Here is a 17,096-nt window from a genome sequence, read left to right as displayed (position 1 = left end):
TACGAGTCTGTGGTGCCACCCGCGCTTCCGGCTTCCTCCTGGCCGGTCTCGCTGGCGACATGAGAAACGTACGACCCCCACCCCACCCCCGGCATAGGCCCCAAGACCCAACCCCAGACCCAACCCCACGCATAGGCCCACCCACCCAACCCCTCGAACTCCGCGCCCGCCGACCCGGTCCAACCCGCCCTGCGCACCGGGCGTTTCGCCGGCGGTGTCCCCTCCGGCGTCGGCTTCGTTACGCATAGGGCGGCATCAAGTCCCCGCCGCCGAAATACAGCTGACGAGGAATCAGATATGAGCAGCACTCGGCCCGGTCCCGACACCGGGCTCTTCTCACCCGTCCGTGCCGGGACCCCCGCCGAGGGGGCCACCGGCGATCGGGCCTGTGTGCAGGCCATGCTCGACGTCGAAGCCGCCCTGGCCCGGGTGCAGGCGCGGCTCGGCGCCGTGCCCGAGGATGCCGCCCGGGTTGTCGGGGAGGTTGCGCGGGTCGAGCACTTCGATCTGTACGACCTCGCCGTTCAGGCCCGGGGCGCCGCCAACCCCGTCGTCCCTCTCGTACGGCAGCTCACCGCGCTCGTCGCCGCCGAGGACGCCGGGGCCGCGCACGGCGTGCACCAGGGCTCCACCAGTCAGGACATCCTCGATACCGGCCTCATGCTGGTCGCCGCGCGCACGCTGGACCTCGTGCTGGGCGACCTCGACCGGACCGCCGGCGCGCTGGCGCGGCTCGCCGACCGGTACCGCGACAGTCCCATGGCCGCCCGGACCCTCGGCCAGCACGCCGTGCCGACCACGTTCGGCCTCAAGGCGGCGGGGTGGCTCCAGGGCGTACTGGACGCGCGCGACCGGCTGCGCCGGGTGCGGGACGAGGGGCTGCCGGTCCAACTCGGGGGCGCGGCCGGGACGATGGCCGGATATCTGGAGTACGCGCTCCTGCATGTGCCCGGCGCCCCCGAGGACGGTGGCAGGCGGTACGTCCGGGAGCTGCCCGCCGCACTCGCCGCCGAACTGGGCCTGGCCGAACCCCTCGTACCCTGGCACACCGTCCGTACCCCCATCGCCGACCTCGGCGCGGCCCTCGCCCTGCTGACCTCCGCCCTCGGGTCCATCGCCGTTGACGTCCAGCTCCTCTCCCGCACCGAGTCCGGCGAGCTGGCCGAACCGGCCGCCGAGGGCCGGGGTACGTCCTCCGCCATGCCGCACAAACGCAATCCCGCCCTCTCGGCGCTGATCCGCTCCGCCGCCTTCCAGGTGCCCTCCCTCGTCGGCACCCTCATGCAGGCCGCCGTCCACGACGACGAGCGGCCCGCCGGCGCCTGGCACGCCGAATGGCTGCCGCTGCGCGACTGTCTGAGGCTGGCCGGGGGCGCCGCGCACACCGCCGCCGAGCTGACCGCCGGCCTGACCGTCCACGAGGAGCGGATGCGGGCCAACCTGGACCTCACCGGCGGCCTGGTCGTCTCCGAACGGCTCGCGGCCCTGCTGTCCGTGGAACTCGGCCGGGCCGAGGCGAAGACGCTGCTCTCCCGGGTCTCCGCCGAGGCGGCCACCACCGGCCGCCATCTCGCGGACGTCCTGGCCGAGGCACCCGCCCTGGCCGGCCGGCGGTCGGCCGAAGAGCTCAGGACGCTCTGCGACCCGGCGCACTACACCGGGGCCGCCGGTCATCTGGTGGACCGGGTCCTGGAACGTCACCGGGGCGGCTTCCACCCCGCCCGACCGATGGGCTGACGCCGCCCCGGCGGAGGCCATCCCGCCACGACCGGAGACGACACACGAGCACGCGCCATGACGTCGGAGCACGCACGACGATGCACGAGCACGCACGAGCACGCACGACGACGCACGACCACTGACGATGACGCGGGAGCACGGACGAGCGCGGACGACCACACACGAGCACGCACGAGTACGGACGACCATGCACGATCAAGGACGAGCGCGGACGATCATGGCTCAAGGGCGCCCTTCAGGGGCTACCGGGCATTTGGGCTCGCTTGTCAAGATCGAGCCCTATGTAAGGATGAGCCCGTCGCCCGGCAATGGGCCGCGCGGCCCGTACGACTCCCTCCACTGGATGGTCTTGGATGCAGAGCTCTCAGCGTCGTATCGTCCGAACCGCGCCTCTTCCCACCGCAGATGAGTCCGTTTCGCGTCCGCAGCACAGCGACCTCTTTCTGGAGGCCCACTACACCGTCGACCTTCCGCCTCTCGAGGACGACGCGGAGTTCGACGGCGCCGCCACCGACAAGGGCGCCTACCGGGGAGAGCGCCCGCATGCCGGCGGATGAGAAGGACGAGGACGCCGAGACGAGCGTCCTGCTCGACGGGCTGACCGTCGACGACCGGAACCCCGAGCAGCCTGTCCTGCTCGACAAGTCCGGTCTCCCCATACAGACATGGCGGCAGAACTACCCGTACACCACGAAGATGCGCCGCCGTGAGTACGAGCGCACGAAGCGCAGGCTCCAGATCGAACTGCTCAAGTTCCAGCGCTGGGTGAAGGAGACCGGCCAGCGCGTGGTGGTCGTCTGCGAGGGCCGGGACGCGGCGGGCAAGGGCGGCACCATCCAGCGGTTCACCGAGCGGCTCAACCCGCGTGGTGCCCGCGTGGTCGCCCTGGAGAAGCCCACCGAGCGAGAAGCGGGACAGTGGTACTTCCAGCGGTACGTGGCGCATCTGCCGGCCGCCGGGGAGATCGTCTTCTTCGACCGCTCCTGGTACAACCGGTCCGGCGTCGAGCGGGTGATGGGCTTCTGTACGGAGGACGAGTACGAGCACTTCCTCCGCCAGGCGCCCCAGTTCGAGCGGATGCTCACCGACGACGGCATCCTGCTCGTGAAGTTCTGGTTCTCGGTCTCCCACGACGAGCAGCGCACGCGCTTCGCGATCCGCCAGATCGACCCCGTACGGCAGTGGAAGCTCTCACCCACCGACCTCGCGTCGCTGGATCTCTGGGACGCGTACACGACCGCGAAGGTCGACATGTTCCGTGCCACCGACACCTCCCACGCGCCCTGGAGCGTGGTCAAGAACAACGACAAGCGGCGCGGGCGGCTGGAGGCCATGCGCAGCCTGTTGTGGCGGATGGACTACGACAAGAAGGACGAGGCGGTTCTCGGCGTGCCCGACCCGCTCATCGTCGGCCCGGCCGACACCCTCCTTGAGGCGGGTGAGGAGAGCGCGGACCTGTCACCGACCCCGCTCGCCGCCCGCACGCAGGGCCCGGGCGACCACCCGCCGGACTCACAGCCGGAGCCGGAGCCCGAGACCGAGTCTGCCTCAGACGCGGGCGCGGACGCGGACCCGGACCACGGGCCCGTCCGGCAGACCGACGCCAATCCGCACGGCAATCCGCACGCCAAGACCCACACCAAAACCCACGGCAAGCCGAAAGGGAAGCACAAGCCGAAGCACTGACAACGACTGACAACGACTGACAGCGACTGACAGCGAGGGCGGCAGGGCTGATCAGCGAGGGCCGCCGCCGAGCCCTCCCGGCGCACCCACCGCGGTCAGGAACTTCTCGATCAGCGCCACGTCCTTCACGCCCCGGCTGCTCTCCACCCCGCTCGACACGTCGACGCCCCACGGCTCCAGCGCCGCCACGGCGTCGACCACGTTGTCCGCCGAGAGACCGCCGGACAGGACCCACGACCCCGTCGGCGGCTCGGGGAGCGACTCGGGCGACCAGCGCTCGCCGGAGCCCGGCCGGGGCGAGTCGATGATGAGGACGTCCTCGCCGTACGCGCCCGTGGTCAGCGGATGCCCCGACCCCGGCGAGGTGGCACGGATGAGGCGGAAGCCGTCGGCGCGCAGCGCGGCGAACGCCTCGGGCGGTTCGCCGCCGTGCAGCTGGACCGTGTCGGCGCCCGCCTCGGCCGCCGCCCGGCGCACCTGCTCCAGTGGCTCGCCCCGGAAGACGGCCACCTTGGCGACACCGTCCGGCACGAGCGCGGCGAGCGGGCGGGCCTCGGCGGCGGTCAGCCGCCTCGGGCTCGTGGTGAGGACGAATCCGATGGCGGAGGCCCCACCGGCCACGGCGGCCTCGACCTCGGCGGGCTTCCGCAGCCCGCAGACCTTGACGTACAAGTGGTGCAAGAGGAGCTCCTCGCTCGATGGACTCAACCCGAGAGTACGAAGAAAGCGAGACGTACGTTGCCGGACACCGCCGCTCTGACCGCCCCCGGGGCGCCTTTCGAGGTCGTACGGGCCGAGAACGGCTCGCTGATGTACGCGGACGGCCCGCGCACCCTGCGGGAGTTCGTGGAGACGACCTGGGCGTACGGGGAGCGGCCCTTCCTCCTCGGCGGTGACGGCGCCCGCCTCCTTACGTACGGTGAGTTCTTCGCCGCCGCGACGACGCTGGCCAACCGCCTGCTGGACATCCCGGGCCTGCGCCCGGGCGACCGGGCCGCCGTCGTGATGGGCGACCGCCCCGAGTGGCAGACGGCCTTCTGGGCCGCGCAGCTCGCCGGGCTCGTCGCCGTACCGCTCGACGGCGGGTGGACCACGGACGAGCTGGGCCGTGTACTGGACCACAGCGCGCCCGGCGTGGTGTTCGTGGACGGCGAGAGGCTGCCCGCCGTCACGGCGTGGGCGGAGCGCGAGGAGGTACGCGTCGTGGTCTTCGGCCCGGCGGAGGCGGAGGGGCCGGCCGGGCTCACCCTGCGGTACGAGGACCTGCCCGCCCCCGACCCGTACGCGGCGCCGCCCGACATCGAGATCCACGCGGAGTCCGACGCCACGATCGTCTACGCGTCGGCGGCGGAACCTCTCAGGGGCGCCGTCTCCACCCATCTCGCACAGGCGGGGGCCGCGATGGACGCCCGCTACGGCGCCGCCGCCGACGCGTTCGGACGCGGGGAGCTGCCGGGGCTGGGCCCCGCTCCCGTCGGGCGGCTGACCCGACCGTTCTCGGGAGCGCGGGCGCTCACCGAGGTGTACGGCACGATGGCGGCCGGCGGCGCGCTGATCCTGGACCGTACGACTGACGGTACGACTGACAACACGGCGGACGGCACGGCGGACGGACCCACGGAGCCCGAGCCCCCGCACGCCGGAACGCACGCCCCAGCGCCCGCTCTCCCGCCCACCCTCGAATCCCGCGTGGCCCCCGACACGGGGGAGCTCTGGCTGCGCGGCCAGTCCCTCCCGTACGCCTACTGGCGTGACGAGCGCGCCACCGCCGAGGCGTTCACCCCCGACGGCTGGTTCAGGACCGACGACGTCCGGACCGGCCGCCCCACGGTCACCCGGTTCAGGACCGGGTGATCCGCACCCGGTAGCCCTCGTCGCCCAGCTTCCCGACCACCGCGACGCTCACCCCGCCCTCCCGGTCCTCGAACGTCTCGCCGGGTGCGTACGGCGCGTCCGACAGCTCCGCGTGCACGTTGGGCCGCCGCGTACATCCGCCGCTGCGCTCCGCGCTGTCGGAGACGGTCACCGGCCCGCGCCCGGTGTCGACGTCGGACTCGACCCGGTAGATCAGCACGCCCGGCTTGCAGACGGCCTCGTCGTTGCCCGCGGCGGTGCGGACCTCGACCGCGTACCCGGAGTCCTCCGAGAGCGGTACGAACGCCAGCTTGTGACCGCCCCGGGTGGCCAGCGGCGTGAGGTCGTGCTCGCTGCGGCCGGGGGCGGAGGCGCAGCTGATCTGCGCGTTGTCGAGCCAGCCGAGCTTCCACTTGTGCCAGCCCAGCAGGTCGTTGTTGGCCCCCCAGTCCTCGGACATGATGTCCCAGTGCCCGACCGCGCCGCCGCCGTCCAGGGTGTAGAGGTCGGGGAGGCCGAAGACATGGCCGTTCTCGTGCGGCAGGACGCGGTAGCCCGTCCGCCCGTACGACCCCGAGCCGTCGTCCTGCCTGCTGTAGACGAAGGACGTGTTGGCGAGGGGGACGCCGTCCGCCTTCGGGGCCTCGCCGTTGCCGGAGAACGTCACGGACAGGACGGTGTCGAGCGCCGAGGGTCCGGCGTTGGGGGTGACGAGGATGTTGACCAGGTCGTACTCACCGAAGTCCACCTCGGGGTCGGCCTCCCGGACGATGTCCTCGACGAGCCGCCGGTAGCCGGGTTCGTAAGGGGCGCCGCGCTCTATCCCGTAGTCGGCGAACGGCAGCGGCATCCGCAGCCAGTCCTTCAGGGGCGCCTCGGGCCGGTAGTCCAGCCGCCCGTAGGAGCTGGTGCGGAACCACTGCGAGGTCTGCGGGAAGAACTCCGCGAGCCGGTCGGCGGCGCTTCCGGGACCCTCGGCGTCGGAGAAGTCGACCATCAGGTTGAGCGCGCGGACCGTTCCGGTGGAGCGGGAGTAGCCGGCGGGGGTGGGAACGCCCTCGGACATCTGGACGCCGACGGCCGAGGCGATACGGCACGGTCCGAGCGTCGCGTCGTGGGTCGTGGACGCGGGGCCCGCGGAGGCCCGGGTCGGCAGCTGGAGTGTCGCGCTGGCGGTGGTGAGTGCGGCGAGGGTCAGGGCGGCGAGCGCGGCGAGTGTGCCGAGCCGACGGGGTCGGGCGTGGCGGCCGCGACCTGCGGTTTCGGGTATCCGACGGGAGTGCTTCATCGGCCGCCTTCGGGTCAGCGGCAGTCGTCCGTGCTGACTGCTCTCCGTTCGATCACCCTGCGTCGGACGGCGTGTCGGCGCTCGCTGGGTGCGCCGATCGTGGGGTTTTCCGGACCGATGCGAGCGGGGCCCGGGGCTTGTGAGCCAGCTCACAGGAGTCCGCGAAATAACCGGGGACGTCTTCCCCGTTTGGACATGTGTCAAGGAAAACGGGGACCGGTTCCCCACTTGAGTGACCGAGTTGTACGACCGCGTGTACGACCAGATGTACGACCGAGTTGTATGACCGAGGGAAGGACCCCGTCGTGACTGCCGTTGCCACCGAATCCGCTACGCGCCGCGTTCCGCGTCCGCGGGCGGACGCGCTGCGCAACAGGGAGCGCATCGTGGCGGCGGCCCGGGAAATCCTCGTGGAGTCGGGCCCGGACGTGCCGCTCGACGAGATCGCGCGCCGCGCCGGCGTCGGCAACGCGACCCTCTACCGCCACTTCCCCGACCGCTCCACGCTCGTCCTGGAGGTGGTGCACTCCGTCATGGCGCGCACCACGGAACAGGCGCAGCGGGCGGCGGCCGAGGAGACCGACGCGTTCGAGGCGCTCACCCGCTTCGTGCACGCGGCGGCCGACGAGCGGATCGGTGCCCTGTGCCCGCTCCTCTCCGGCGATTTCAACCGGGACCTCCCTCATCTGCACGCGGAACGCGAGCGCCTCGAAGCGGCCGTCGAAGGCCTCATGGAGAAGGCGCGCGCGACCGGCAGGCTGCGCACCGACGTCGCGGTCGGTGACCTGATGGTCGCTCTCTCCCAGCTCACCCGTCCGCTGCCCGGTACCGGCTGTCTGAACATCGACCGCTTCACGCACCGGCATCTACAGCTGTTCCTCGACGGCCTGGAGGCGCCGGCGCGCTCCGAGCTGCCGGGTGCGGCGGCGACTCTGGAGGATCTGCGCCACCGTCGATGACGACGGGTGCCGCCCCCCGGACCAAGAACTTCTGTCGACCATCCAGGCCGGACAGGCCAAGCACGTTCCGAGGGCGACGTGTGCCCGAGGACCACTGACCACTTTGACGACCACGTAGACCGGCGACCGCGATCAGGCGGGCCGGAATCCCCGAACTCGTAATCCCTCACCATCCCTCACCCGTAACCCGCGCCCAGGGCCGACCAGTGCGTCCCCGCGCCCGTTATGACTTCTTCAGACCTCTTCGTACGCATAGGCGGCCACACCCATGTCAAAAACAGCCGAGACCCGGCTCCCGGACCCCCAGGTCCCCGAGTCGGGACCTGATCCCAAGCGCTGGAAAGCCCTGGTCTTCATCGCCCTGGCCCAGCTGATGGTCGTGCTCGACGCGACGATCGTTAATATCGCGCTGCCCTCCGCCCAGCAGGACCTGGGCATATCGGACGGCAACCGCCAGTGGGTCATCACCGCTTACGCGCTGGCCTTCGGTGGCCTGCTGCTCTTCGGCGGGCGCATCGCCGACCTGTGGGGACGTAAGCGCACCTTTGTCGTCGGCCTGCTCGGCTTCGCCGCCGCTTCCGCCGTCGGCGGCGCGGCGACCAGTGAGGCCATGCTGCTGGGCTCGCGTGCCCTCCAGGGTGCGTTCGGCGCCCTGCTGGCGCCCGCGGCGCTCTCCCTGCTCGCCGTGACGTTCGGTGACCCGAAGGAGCGCGCCAAGGCGTTCGGCATCTTCGGTGCGATCGCCGGTGGTGGTGGCGCCGTCGGGCTGATCCTCGGCGGATTCCTCACCGAGTACCTGGACTGGCGCTGGACCTTCTTCGTCAACATCCCGTTCGCGATCGTGGCCGCCGCCGGCGCCTACTTCGTGATCCGGGAGCCCGCGGGCGGCCGTAACCGCTCGCCGCTGGACGTCCCCGGTGTCTTCCTGTCCACGCTGGGCCTGGTGGCGCTGGTGTACGGGTTCACGCGCGCCGAGTCCGAGGGCTGGTCGGACCCGACGACCATCGCGATGTTCGTCATCTCGGCCGTACTGCTCGCCACGTTCGTCGCCGTGGAGGCGCGGGTGAAGCACCCGCTGCTGCCGCTGCGCGTCCTGATGGAGCGCAACCGCGGTGGTGTCTATCTCTCGCTGGGCCTGGCCATCATCGGCATGTTCGGTCTGTTCCTCTTCCTGACCTACTACCTCCAGGTCGTGAAGGGCTACACACCGGTCAAGACCGGCTTCGCCTTCCTGCCGATGATCGTGGGCATGATCACGGGCTCCACGCAGATCGGCGCCCGGCTGATGACCCGCGTACCTCCGCGGCTGCTGATGGGCCCCGGCTTCCTGGTCGGCGCGACGGGCATGCTGCTGCTGACGCAGCTGGAGATCGGTACGTCGTACCCCGGTCTGATCCTGCCGGCGCTGCTGCTGCTCGGCCTCGGCATGGGTACGGCCTTCATGCCGGCCATGTCCCTCGCGACGCACGGCATCGAGCCGCGTGACGCGGGTGTCGCCTCGGCGATGGTCAACACCTCGCAGCAGGTCGGCGGCGCCATCGGTACGGCGCTGCTGAACACCGTGGCCGCCTCCGCCACCACCGCGTACGTCGCGGCCAACTCGGCGGGTGCGAACAACCCGAAGCTGCTGGAGCTCCAGGCGATGGTGCACGGGTACGCGAGCGCGATCTGGTGGGCGGTGGGCATCCTGGTCATCGCGGCCGGTATCGCCTTCACCTTCATCAACACCGGTCGGCCGGGGAGCACGCAGGTGGCCAAGGGCGAGGGTGCGGACGGCCTCTCGGACGACGTCAAGATCCCGGTATCGATGCACTGACGATCCGCCGCGTCGGTCCCCGCCGCCACCAGGCCCGGGGCCCGACGGGCACGTGACGGCCTCACGGGCCGGGACCCGATCGGATCCCGGCCCGAACGGCTGCCCGACGACCCTGCGGCCCGGGCCGGACGGACCGCCGACGCCCTCAGGACGCCCCCGCCCCGCTACTCCTCAGCGGCGCCAGGGGAGGTCCGCGTCCGAGCCCTCCGGCTGGAGGCCGTGTGCCATCAGGCGCATGATCTCGCCGAGCTGGGTGACCTGCTGCGGGCTGAGCCGGTCGAAGATCGCCTGGCGGACGGCGGCGACATGGCCGGGCGCCGAGCGCTTCAGCATCTCCTCGCCCTCGTCCGTCAGGATCGCGTTCTGCCCCCGTTTGTCCGAGGGGCAGTCCTCGCGGCGCACCCAGCCGCTCTTCTCCAGCCGGGCTATCGCGTGCGAGAGCCGGGAGCGGGTGATCTTGGCGTTCTTCGCCAGCTGGGTCATCCGCATCTGCCGGTGCGGCGCCCGCGCCAGATGGACGAGCAGGGCGTAGTAGATGTGCGGCATCCCCGCGTCGCGCTGCAACTGGCGGTCCAGATGGTCCTCCAGCAACGTCGTGGCCTGGAGGTACGCCTGCCAGACGCCCTGCTCCTCGGTGCTGAGCCAGCGTGGCTGTCCGTCGCTCTCCATGTCTCCACCCTAAGTGCTTCTTGAAAGTTGAACTAGATACCCGTAAGGTCCGACTCGGTAAGTGCTTTAAGGTTCAAGTAGATCCGACGGACCGCCCGGACCCCCACCGGCAGGGAGACGCCATGACCAGCACAGCGGAGCGCATGCCCGCCCTCTATCTCTCCCACGGTGCTCCGCCCCTCGCCGACGACACCCTCTGGCCCGGACAGCTCGCCGCCTGGTCCGCAGACCTGCCGCGCCCGAGGGCGATCCTGATGGTCTCAGCCCACTGGGAGGAGGCGCCGCTCGCCCTCGGCGCCACCGAGACCCTGCCGCTGGTGTACGACTTCTGGGGCTTCCCCGAGCACTACTACCAGGTCCGGTACGCCGCCCCCGGCGCCCCCGCCCTCGCCGACTCCGTCGAGAAGCTGCTCCGCGGCCCCGGCACCCCGGTCCAGCGCGTCCCCGACCGGGGGCTCGACCACGGGGCGTACGTCCCGCTCGTCGAGATGTACCCCGGCGCCGACATCCCCGTCCTCCAGATCTCCATGCCGACGCTCGACCCCCGCCAACTCCTCGCGATCGGCCGCAAACTGGCCCCGCTCAGGGACGAGGGCGTCCTCGTCGTCGGCAGCGGCTTCTTCACCCACAACCTTGCCGCGCTACGCCATGTGGGTGACGGAGTGCCGGGCTGGTCCGCCGAGTTCGACGCCTGGGGCCGGGAGGCGCTGGCCGCGCAGGACATCGACGCGCTGCTCGACTTCACCCACAAGTCGCCCGCCGGGACGCTCGCCCATCCGTGTACCGAGCACTTCGCGCCCCTGTTCGTGACACTCGGCGCGGCCGAGGAGGAGTGGGGGAGCGTACGGAACGTGATCGACGGATTCTGGATGGGGCTGGCCAAACGGTCGGTCCAGTTCGGCTGATACGCGCCGGTCCGCCCCGGCCCGCCCGCCCCGCCCGACCCGTCCGTTTACGTGCCGTACTCCGCCAGAGGTACGCCCAATGGCAGACGGGTTCAGATAGGCAACGGTTCGACATCCCCCGGCCAATGTCACTTGACCGGGCATTCCGGCCTCCGTACGTTCCTGATGGTCTAGACATCCTGTTAGGGAGCGGCCATGCGGAAACATGTCATCGGGGCCCTTGTCGTCACCATGGCGCTCGGACTCTCTGCCTGTGGCAGTGGGGACTCGGGCGGGGACGGCGGCGAAACGTCGGGCAAGGGCAAGACCCTGACCGTATGGATCATGGAGGGGACCAACCCGGACCCCAAGCCCTTCTTCAACGAGGTCGCGGCGGCCTTCAAGAAGAAGACCGGCGCCACGGTCAAGGTCGAGTACCAGCAGTGGGCCACCGCGCAGAAGAAGTTCACCACCGCGATCGAGGGCGGACCGAGCCAGGTCCCCGACGTCGCCGAGGTCGGCACCACCTGGATCCCGCAGTTCGCCGAGACCGGCGGCCTCGTGGACGTGACCGACAAGGTGAAGGACTCCGGACTCAACGACGACCTGGTCGAGGGTCTCGCCGACGCGGGCACGCTGGACGGCAAGCAGTACGGCATGCCCTGGTACGCCGGTGTCCGCGGCCTCCTCTACCGCAAGGACATCTTCGAGAAGCACAACCTCAAGGCTCCGACCACCTGGAAGGAACTGCGCGACACCGCGCTGGTCCTGAAGGAGAAGGAGCCGGGCATGATCCCCTTCCCGGTCGCGGGCGGCGCGGAGATGTTCGCGACCCCCTTCGTCTGGGGCGCCGGCGGCGAACTGGCCATAGAGGAGGGCGGCAAGTGGAAGTCCGGGATCAACTCCCCCGAGGCGGTCAAGGGCATCACCTTCTACACCGACCTCGCGAAGAAGGACAAGCTGTCCCCGGCGAAGGTCACCACCTGGACCGAGAAGGAGGTGGCGACCGACTTCCAGAAGGGGAAGATCGCCATGTCCCTCTCCGGCAACTGGACGCCCAAGTCGTTCGTCCAAGCCGCGCCCGACCTCGAGGGCAAGCTCGCCGCGGCGCCCATCCCGGGTGAGACCGGCGGTATGAGCAGGTCCTTCCTCGGCGGCTCCTACCTCTCCACCTTCAAGGGCGAGAACCAGGACCTGGCCTGGGAGTACGTCAAGATGGTCACCACCGGCGAGTTCGCCACCAAGTGGGCCGAGCAGACGAACTACTTCCCCGGTCAGAACTCCCTCCTCAAGGAGGTCCAGGCGAAGGCGGACCCGCTCGTCGCCCCCTTCGCCAAGCAGATGACCGAGGCCGGCGCGACCGTCCCGAAGACCCCCGCGTACGGCCAGATCCAGGCCACGCAGGTCGTCACGAAGATGGTGCAGTCGATCCTCACCGGTAAGCAGACCGTGCAGGAGGCCGCGGACCAGGCCGCCGAGGAGATGGACAAGATCTTTGCCTCCTGAGTCGCTCATCGAAGACTCGGCGCACGACGACGACGTGGCCGCGACGACTTCCCCCGTGAAGTCGTCGCGGCCACGCGCCCCGCGGCCGAGCCCGACGCTGCGCCGCAAGCAGCTCGCCCGTACCACCCGCCCCTGGCTGCTGCTCCTGCCGTCCCTCGTGGTGCTGGCGGGGCTGCTGCTGTGGCCGCTGGTCAAGGTCGGCGTCCTGTCCGTCCAGGACTACGAGGTGAAGTTCGGCGGCGGCGTCGGCACGTACACCGGCTTCGACCACTACAAGGCCCTGCTCACCGACGGCGACCTGTGGCGCACCGTGCTGCCCAACACCGCCTTCTTCGCGGTCGCCTGTGTGGCCCTCACCGTCGCGCTCGGCACCCTTGCCGCGCTCCTGCTCCAGCGGCTCGGCACCACCTGGCGGGTCATCTGCTCCACCGCGATCATGGCGGCCTGGGCGATGCCCGCGGTCACCGGCACCTATGTGTGGGTGTGGCTCTTCTCGGCGGGCGACGGAATGATGAGCCAGCTCGCCGGCTCGCTCGGGCTCATCGACCCCGAGACCACGAACTGGTTCACCGAGCGGCTCTCCTTCTACGCCATCGCCACCCTCAACGTGGTGCACCACGGCTTCCCGTTCGTCGCCATCACCGTCCTCGCGGGGCTGCTGACCATCCCCAGGGAGCTGTACGAGGCGGGGATGATCGACGGCGCGAACGCCTGGGAACGGTTCTGGAAGATCACCGTGCCCACCATCAAGCCCATCTTCCTCGTCGTCACCATCCTGTCGACGATCTGGGACTTCAAGGTCTTCACCCAGATCTATCTGATGCCGGGCGGCGCGGGCAGCAACGAAGAGGTCCTCAACCTGGGCGTGTGGTCCTACCAGCAGGCGTTCGCCCTGAACGACTACGGCGCCGGGGCGGCCACCGCCGTACTCCTGACGCTGCTCCTGCTGCTGATCACGATCGTCTACATCCGAACCCTCTTCAAGGAGAGTGACGAGCTGTGACGCGCACGACGACCGCCGGGCGGATCGGGCTCGCTGTCGCGGTGTTCGCGCTGCTGGTCTTCACGCTGTTCCCGGTGTACTGGATGGTCAGCACCGCGCTCGACCCCAACGCGATCACCCGTGGATCGGACGTCCTGCCGAGCGGGATCAGCGGTGAGCACTTCAGCTACATCTTCGACCGCGGCAACTTCGGCCGGTTCCTGACCAATTCGATGCTCGTCGGACTCGGCACGATCCTGGTCTCCGGGCTGCTGGCGCTCTTCGCCGCCGTCGCGGTCGCGCGCTTCCGGTTCCGCTTCCGCACCTCCGTACTGATCATGGTGCTGATCGTGCAGATGGTGCCGCTGGAGGCGCTCGTCATCCCCCTCTTCCTACAGATGAGGGACTACGAGCTGCTGAACAGTCTCATCGGGCTGACCGTCGTCTACATCGCGCTGTCGCTGCCCTTCGCGATCTGGACGCTGCGCGGCTTCGTCGCGACGGTGCCCAAGGAGGTCGAGGAGGCCGCGTATCTGGACGGCTGCTCGTGGCCGAGGATGTTCTGGTCCGTCCTGCTGCCGCTGGTCGCGCCGGGTCTCGTCGCCACCAGCGTGTTCGCCTTCATCACCGCGTGGAACGAGTTCGTCTTCGCGTACACCTTCATGAAGGACGGGTCCAAGTACACGGCCGCCGTCGGGCTGTTCCAGTTCTTCGGCGAGAACTCCACGTCCTGGGGTCCGGTCATGGCCGGCTCCACCCTCATCACCCTGCCGGTGCTGGTCTTCTTCATCATCGTGCAGCGCCGGCTGGCCTCCGGGCTGGCGGCCGGGGCGGTCAAGGGATGAGCCCGGCGCCCTCGGGCTCCGGGACCCCGCGGCTGGTCAACGCCGTGCTGCTGCCCGGCTTCCACGGCACCGCGCCGCCCCCGTGGCTGCTCGACGCCGTGGACGCCGGGCTCGCGGGCGTCGTGTACTTCGCGCACAACGTGCCCGACCCGAAGACCGCCGAGGCCCTCTCCGCCGCTCTTCTCGCCCGCCGCGCCGACCTGATCGTCGCGAGTGACGAGGAGGGCGGCGACGTCACGCGCCTGGAGGCGGCGACCGGCTCCTCCTACCCGGGCAACGCCGCGCTGGGCGAGGTCGACGACACCGACGTCACCGAACGGGTCGCCCGCGCCATCGGCCACGACCTGCGCACGGCGGGCATCGGCCTGAACCTCGCCCCCGACGTGGACGTCAACGCCGACCCGGACAACCCGGTGATCGGCGTACGGTCCTTCGGCTCGGACGCCGCCCTGGTGGCCAGACACTCGGCCGCCTACGTACGAGGCTTGCAGTCCGCCGGAGTCGCGGCCTGCGCCAAGCACTTCCCCGGTCACGGCGACACGGCCGTCGACTCGCATCTGCGGGTGCCCCAACTGGACGCCGATCTCGACCTGTTGAGACGGCGCGACCTGGTGCCGTTCGCCGCCGCGATCGAGGCCGGCAGCCGTGCCCTGATGACCGGGCACATCAGGGCCCTCCCCTTCGGGGACGCCCCGGCGTCGCTGAACCCCGAGGCCACCCGGCTGGCGAGGGAGGAGCTGGGCTTCACCGGCGCCGTCGTCACGGACGCGCTCGACATGGGCGCCGTCCTGCTCGACCCGGGCTTCGGCCCCGCCTGCGTCCAGGCCGTCCTCGGCGGCGCCGATCTGCTCTGCCTGGGGAACCCGGAGAGCCCGGAGGCCGCCGAGAGGGCCTACCGGACCGCGCGTGACGCCCTCCTCGACGCCGTGGCCACCGGCGTACTGCCCGCGGAGCGGCTCGCCGACGCCGGCCACCGGGCGCGCGAGCTCGCCGCGTGGATCGGCCGGGCCCGCGCCACACCGCCGCCTCCCAAAGAGGACGAGCTGCCACTCGCCGTGGCACGCGCCGCACTGCGGGTACGCGGCAATGTGGCCGTCGGATCGCCGCCGTACGTGATCGACCTGCGACAGCGCGTCAACCACGCCTCCGGCTCCCGGGCGCCGCATCTGAACCGGCTCCTGGCCGAGGCCCTGCCGGGCCTGACCGCCACCGGCGTACCGGCGGAGGGCCCGGCCGCCGTCCGCGCGGACACCGCCCTCAGGGGCTCGGCCGACCGCCCCCTGGTCGTCCTCGCCAGAGAGCCGCACCGGGACGCGGCGGAGACCGCGCTCCTGCGGGAGCTGGTGGCCCGCCGCCCCGACGCGGTGGTCGTCCTCACCGGCTGGCCGCACGCCGTGGACGCGCTGGCGGCCAACACGGTGGTGACGTACGGCTCGGCCCGCGTCAACGCGCTGGCGGCCGTGGAGCGCCTGCTGGGCGGCACGCTCACGCGCGGCCCGCGTCGGCCTGCGCCGACCCGCGCCGACCCGCTTCGACTGCTCCGACCTGCGGCAATGAGGTCAGAACGGACATCCCGAGCAACCTTTGTGCGATGTGTGCCGTCTTCCGGGTAACAAAGCAGCAACGGCCGACGTTGTGAAGAGAGTGAAGGTGCGCGCTTTCGCCTACTTGGCACCATGCGTCCCCTCGGGGGTGGGACAGGGTACTGCATGATCACAAAAATCACCGCACACCTTGGGAATTCTGTCCGGATTCCAGTCGTTGTTTCCAACGGATGCAGGGCACCCGGGAGGGTGTCGCGACCGACTCAGTAAGGGAGCTCGCATGGCAACCCGTGCCGTCGCCCGTCGTTCCACCACCACGGGTGGTTCGAAAGCGGCAAGCAGTGTTCGCGCCGTGGGCGGGGAGATCGCCGACCGCGACCTGGTCGGCATGTACCTCGACGAGATCGCGCGTACGCCGCTGCTCGACGCCGCCAAGGAAGTCGAGCTGTCCCAGACCATCGAAGCGGGTGTGTACGCACAGCAGATACTCGACGGATCGGTGGAGAGCGAGGGCGCCGGTGCCGAGCGCGAGGAGCTCGAAGCCCTCGTCGCCGCCGGTGAGCGCGCGAAGGACATCTTCATACGCTCCAATCTCCGTCTCGTCGTAGCCGTGGCCCGACGCTACCCGCGGAGTGGACTGCCCCTGCTCGACCTTATCCAGGAAGGCAACGCCGGCCTGGTCCGCGCGGTCGAGAAGTTCGACTACGCCAAGGGATTCAAGTTCTCCACCTACGCGACCTGGTGGATCCGCCAGGCCATTACCCGGTCCATAGCGGACCAGTCACGTACGATCCGGCTGCCCGTCCACCTCGTGGAGGAGCTCGGCCGCATCCGCAGGGTGCAGCGCGAGTTCAACCGGGAGAACGGGCGCGACCCGGAGCCCTCCGAGGTGGCGGCCGAGCTCGGCTCGAACGCCGCGCGGGTTACCGACGTCCTGGACTGGGCCCGTGACCCGGTCAGCCTGAACATGTCGGTGGACGACGACGGAGACACCCAGTTCGGCGATCTGCTGGAGGACACCTCGGCGGTCTCGCCCGAGCAGTCCGTCCTCACGCTGCTCCGCAGCGAGGAGCTGGAGGAGCTGATCGGCAAGCTGGACAACCGCACGGCCTCCATCATCAGGATGCGTTACGGCATCGAGGACGGCCGGGAGCGGACGCTCACCGAGGTGGGCAAGCAGCACGGCCTGACCCGGGAGCGGATCAGGCAGATCGAGAAGCACGCCCTTCTCGAACTCAAGAAGATGGCGCACGACGTGGGCTTCGACGCGGCGGCGTGAGGCCCCGGCCGAAGAGAGTCCCGGCACCCCACCCCCTCTCCGGG

The 17,096-nt window shown here is 70.5% G+C and carries 15 protein-coding genes; 12 read left to right on the top strand and 3 right to left on the bottom strand.

Translation table 11 applies throughout. The features are described from left to right. Positions 1-297: 297 nt before the first annotated feature. The 3 genes from pcaB to ppk2 all read left to right on the top strand — a co-directional run bounded on the left by pcaB (position 298) and on the right by ppk2 (position 3,426). A complete protein-coding gene (gene pcaB / locus ACFWU9_RS16520; protein WP_384318803.1) occupies positions 298-1,737 on the top strand; it encodes a 3-carboxy-cis,cis-muconate cycloisomerase in 1,440 nt (479 codons plus the stop codon). A gap of 356 nt (positions 1,738-2,093) precedes the next feature. After that, a complete protein-coding gene (locus ACFWU9_RS16515) occupies positions 2,094-2,297 on the top strand; it encodes a hypothetical protein (protein ID WP_384318801.1) in 204 nt (67 codons plus the stop codon). Then, a complete protein-coding gene (ppk2, locus tag ACFWU9_RS16510) occupies positions 2,284-3,426 on the top strand; it encodes a polyphosphate kinase 2 (RefSeq protein ID WP_384318799.1) in 1,143 nt (380 codons plus the stop codon). Before ACFWU9_RS16515 ends, ppk2 begins: the two co-directional genes overlap by 14 nt. Positions 3,427-3,477: 51 nt before the next feature. Here ppk2 and ACFWU9_RS16505 read toward each other — a convergent pair whose 3' ends face one another. Continuing rightward, positions 3,478-4,107 (bottom strand): phosphoribosylanthranilate isomerase, encoded by a 630-nt coding sequence (locus ACFWU9_RS16505; protein WP_384318797.1) that lies wholly within the window; start codon positions 4,105-4,107, stop codon positions 3,478-3,480. Between the two features lie 57 nt (positions 4,108-4,164). Between ACFWU9_RS16505 and ACFWU9_RS16500 the strand changes: the two genes are divergently transcribed. Then, complete coding sequence (locus ACFWU9_RS16500) at positions 4,165-5,280, top strand: AMP-binding protein (protein ID WP_384318795.1); 1,116 nt, start codon at positions 4,165-4,167, stop codon at positions 5,278-5,280. Here ACFWU9_RS16500 and ACFWU9_RS16495 read toward each other — a convergent pair. Continuing rightward, on the bottom strand, positions 5,267-6,568 hold the full coding sequence (locus ACFWU9_RS16495; protein WP_384318793.1) for a M6 family metalloprotease domain-containing protein: 1,302 nt from the start codon (positions 6,566-6,568) through the stop codon (positions 5,267-5,269). The genes ACFWU9_RS16500 and ACFWU9_RS16495 overlap by 14 nt on opposite strands. A 305-nt stretch (positions 6,569-6,873) precedes the next feature. Here ACFWU9_RS16495 and ACFWU9_RS16490 point away from each other — a divergent pair, with 305 nt between their 5' ends. Next, entirely contained in the window at positions 6,874-7,527 is a 654-nt protein-coding gene (locus tag ACFWU9_RS16490) for a TetR/AcrR family transcriptional regulator (protein WP_384318791.1), read from the top strand. Positions 7,528-7,795: 268 nt separating this feature from the next. Next, complete coding sequence (locus ACFWU9_RS16485) at positions 7,796-9,343, top strand: MFS transporter (RefSeq protein ID WP_384318789.1); 1,548 nt, start codon at positions 7,796-7,798, stop codon at positions 9,341-9,343. A gap of 171 nt (positions 9,344-9,514) precedes the next feature. Here ACFWU9_RS16485 and ACFWU9_RS16480 read toward each other — a convergent pair whose 3' ends face one another. After that, positions 9,515-10,012, bottom strand: coding sequence for a MarR family winged helix-turn-helix transcriptional regulator (locus ACFWU9_RS16480; RefSeq protein WP_384318787.1), 498 nt, complete (start codon positions 10,010-10,012; stop codon positions 9,515-9,517). Positions 10,013-10,134: 122 nt separating this feature from the next. On the opposite strand from ACFWU9_RS16480, the gene ACFWU9_RS16475 reads away from it, so the two are divergent. The 6 genes from ACFWU9_RS16475 (at position 10,135) to ACFWU9_RS16450 (ending at position 17,052) form a co-directional block, all read left to right on the top strand. Further along, complete coding sequence (locus ACFWU9_RS16475; RefSeq protein ID WP_384318785.1) at positions 10,135-10,917, top strand: dioxygenase; 783 nt, start codon at positions 10,135-10,137, stop codon at positions 10,915-10,917. A 195-nt stretch (positions 10,918-11,112) separates the two neighbouring features. Further along, positions 11,113-12,402: a sugar ABC transporter substrate-binding protein gene (locus tag ACFWU9_RS16470; protein WP_384318784.1), complete on the top strand. Its 1,290-nt coding sequence runs from the start codon at positions 11,113-11,115 to the stop codon at positions 12,400-12,402. A gap of 55 nt (positions 12,403-12,457) precedes the next feature. Next, on the top strand, positions 12,458-13,405 hold the full coding sequence (locus ACFWU9_RS16465; protein ID WP_384318821.1) for a carbohydrate ABC transporter permease: 948 nt from the start codon (positions 12,458-12,460) through the stop codon (positions 13,403-13,405). After that, positions 13,402-14,229, top strand: a complete 828-nt coding sequence (locus ACFWU9_RS16460) for a carbohydrate ABC transporter permease (protein ID WP_384318782.1) — start codon at positions 13,402-13,404, stop codon at positions 14,227-14,229. Before ACFWU9_RS16465 ends, ACFWU9_RS16460 begins: the two co-directional genes overlap by 4 nt. Then, a complete protein-coding gene (locus ACFWU9_RS16455; protein WP_384318780.1) occupies positions 14,226-15,842 on the top strand; it encodes a glycoside hydrolase family 3 protein in 1,617 nt (538 codons plus the stop codon). The genes ACFWU9_RS16460 and ACFWU9_RS16455 overlap by 4 nt, the downstream gene beginning before the upstream one ends. Positions 15,843-16,053: 211 nt before the next feature. Next, positions 16,054-17,052, top strand: a complete 999-nt coding sequence (locus ACFWU9_RS16450; RefSeq protein WP_384318778.1) for an RNA polymerase sigma factor RpoD/SigA — start codon at positions 16,054-16,056, stop codon at positions 17,050-17,052. Positions 17,053-17,096 lie beyond the last annotated feature (44 nt).

It is taken from the genome of Streptomyces sp. NPDC058653 (genome assembly GCF_042716895.1).
Taxonomy (GTDB): domain Bacteria; phylum Actinomycetota; class Actinomycetes; order Streptomycetales; family Streptomycetaceae; genus Streptomyces.
The sequence above is the reverse complement of the archived record's forward strand: the minus strand, read 5'-3'. Positions and strand labels throughout refer to the sequence as shown.